The organism is uncultured Thermus sp. (genome assembly GCF_938010445.1).
In the GTDB taxonomy this organism is placed as follows: Bacteria; Deinococcota; Deinococci; order Deinococcales; family Thermaceae; genus Thermus; species Thermus altitudinis.
The window spans coordinates 1-2,628 of the sequence record NZ_CALLUR010000090.1 but is presented as its reverse complement, the minus strand read 5'-3'; the positions used below and the strand labels follow the sequence as shown (position 1 = coordinate 2,628).

General features: G+C 64.5%; 3 protein-coding genes and 1 pseudogene. All 4 read right to left on the bottom strand.

Annotation, left to right across the window (positions count from 1 at the left end; all coding sequences use genetic code 11):
- The coding region (locus Q0693_RS05035; RefSeq protein ID WP_298629666.1) for an SDR family NAD(P)-dependent oxidoreductase at positions 1–388 on the bottom strand (388 nt) is incomplete at its 3' end.
- Positions 388–2,028, bottom strand: a complete 1,641-nt coding sequence (locus Q0693_RS05030) for a long-chain fatty acid--CoA ligase (RefSeq protein ID WP_298629664.1) — start codon at positions 2,026–2,028, stop codon at positions 388–390. The genes Q0693_RS05035 and Q0693_RS05030, both read right to left, overlap by 1 nt.
- 45 nt (positions 2,029–2,073) lie before the next feature.
- Positions 2,074–2,319, bottom strand: a complete 246-nt coding sequence (locus Q0693_RS05025) for a PaaI family thioesterase (RefSeq protein ID WP_243030437.1) — start codon at positions 2,317–2,319, stop codon at positions 2,074–2,076.
- A 65-nt stretch (positions 2,320–2,384) separates the two neighbouring features.
- A pseudogene (locus Q0693_RS05020) lies at positions 2,385–2,628 on the bottom strand (MaoC/PaaZ C-terminal domain-containing protein); the annotation flags it as partial.

Genomic DNA, 2,628 nt, shown 5'->3' with positions numbered 1-2,628 from the left:
GCATGCGCTGGGCGGCGGCGCGGCTGGCTAGGAAGGCCCCCACCAGGTTGACCTCGAGGACCTCCCGCACCTTTTCCACAGGTATCTCCCAGGAGGGAGCGCCCCACGTGACCCCGGCGGCGTTGACCAGGATGGCGAGGGGCCCAAGCTCCTGTTCCACCTGGTCCACCACCTGAAGGAGCCGGCCTTCGTCCCGCACGTCCCCCTCCAGGTAGAGGGCCTCTCCAAGATGCCTTTTGGCTTCCTCAAAGAAGCTGGCCCTCCGGGCCAGGACCGCCACCTTGGCCCCAGCTTCTTTAAGGGCTAAAGCGGCCTCGAGGCCCAGCCCCCGGGATCCCCCCGTCACCAGGGCCACCTTACCGTCTAAGCGAAACTGCTCCAAGAACATCAAGGCTCCTCCTCTTTGCCCTGCGCCTCTTTGGGAGTGCGCTCGCTAAAGAGCCCCTTGTACCTTTCCCGGAGGGCCCGCTTGAGAAACTTTCCTGCGCTGGTTCGGGGGATCTCCTCCACGAAGACAAAGGCGTCTGGGAGTTGCCACTTGGCAAACCCTGCCTTTAGGAGGTGCTCCTTAAGGTCTTCCTCGCTGGGCTTTTCTCCCCTGGGCACCACCACGGCCAAGGGCCTCTCCTGCCACCTGGCATGGGGAATGGCCACCACTGCCGCCTCTTTCACCTGGGGGTGGCCCATGAGGGCGTTTTCCAGGTCCACGCTGGAGATCCACTCCCCGCCCGACTTGATAAGGTCCTTGAGCCGGTCCTTGATCTCCAGGTAACCCTCCTCGTCCCACACGGCGATATCCCCGGTGCGAAACCATCCGTCCGTGGTGAGGGCCTGGCGGCTAGCCTCCTCGTTTCGGTAGTACCCCCCGGTGATCCAGGGCCCCTTGAGCTGGACCTCCCCCATGGTTCTGCCATCTTTGGCCACCGGGCGGCCTTCCTCGTCGGCAACCCGAAGGTGCACAAGAGGGATGGGGAGGCCGGTTTTGGCCTTAAGGCGGATCCTCTCCTCCCAGGGGAGGCTTTCCAGGTGGCTTTTTATGAAGTTCTGCACCACCACCGGGGAGGTTTCCGTGAGGCCGTAGCCCTGCCGCACCTCTATACCCATGCGCTCAAAGCGCTCCACCAGGCTTCCCGGGGCGGCGCTTCCCCCCACCACCAGGCGCCTCAGGGTTTTGAGGCGTTGGCCGGTGCCTTCCAGGTATTCGGCCAGGGCCAGCCACACCGTGGGCACCCCGGCGGTGAAGGTCACCCCCTCCCCATCAAAGAGCTCCACTAAGGAGGCGGGATCCAGCCTGGGGCCCGGCAGAACCTGCTTGGCCCCCACCAGGGTGGCGGCATAGGGCAGGCACCAGGCGTTCACATGGAACATGGGCACCACGGGGAGCACCGTGTCCTTTTCTGAGAGGGCGGTGCCGTCCTCGAGGCTTGCCGCCAGGGTGTGAAGCACCAAGGCCCGGTGGCTGTAGACCACCCCTTTGGGAAGGCCGGTGGTCCCCGTGGTGTAGGCCATGCCGCAGGCGGCGCGCTCGGGTACCCGTACGGGGTCCACCTGCTCGCCCAACACCTCCTCGTAGGCCAGGTATCCCTCCGGTGCCTTTTCGTCCATCACCACGAGGTGGCGCACGGTGGAGAGCTCCGGGCGCAGGCGTTCCACCAAGGGGAGGAGCTGGGGGTCAAAGAGGAGGACCTTGTCCTCGGCATGGTTCAGGATATAGGCGATCTCCTTGGGGGAAAGGCGGGGGTTTGCCGTGTGAAGGACCGCTCCCATCCCGGGCACGGCAAAATAGGCCTCCAGGTGGCGGAAATGGTTAAAGCCCAAGGTGGCTACCCGGTCCCCCACTTGCACCCCCAGGTTCCTAAGACCTCCCATGAGCCTTTTGGCTCGGACAAAGAGGGAAGCGTAGGAGGTGCGGTGGACCTCGCTGGTGTGGAGCCGGGATACCACTTCCTTTTGGGGGAAAAGCTCTGCCGCCCTTTCCAAGAAATCCCACAGGTTTAGCTCCTCGTCCATCATGGTGCTCGGGAACATCTCCCCTCCTTTCGCTTCGCCACCAGGATATCCCTGGTAAGGCGTTCAGGCCACCCGGTAGAAGATCCCCTTCGCAAGGGCCACCTCGCTTTCCTCCAAGAGGACCTCGCCTGTGGCGTGGAAGAGCCTCCCTCCTGCGTGGACCACCCGGGCCTGGGCTTGGAGAAGCCCCTCCCGCACAGGTCTTAGATAGCTCACGCTCAGCTCTACGGTCACCACCTCCACCCCCAGGCTGCCCACAGCGTGGCCAAGGGCGGTGTCCGGAAGGGCGGCGAGGATCCCGTCGTGCACCACCCCCCTCCCTTGGAGGAACTCCCCCCGCACCGGTAGCCGTACCCTCGGCCTTGCCCGACTCGCTATACCTGGGGCTTTCTGCGGACCAGGGTGACAAACTCCCCCTCCTGCACCACCTCGCCCCGCTGGTTCAGGACCCGCACCCGTTGCACCACCACGCCCCGGTCGGGCTTGCTGGTTTCGTGCTTCTCCAGGATCTCGCTCTCCCCCCTCACCGTGTCCCCGATGAAGACCGGCTTTAAGAACTTGTAGCTCCGGATCTCCATCCAGGCGATGATGGTTCCCTCAAAATGCCCGCTTCGCTGC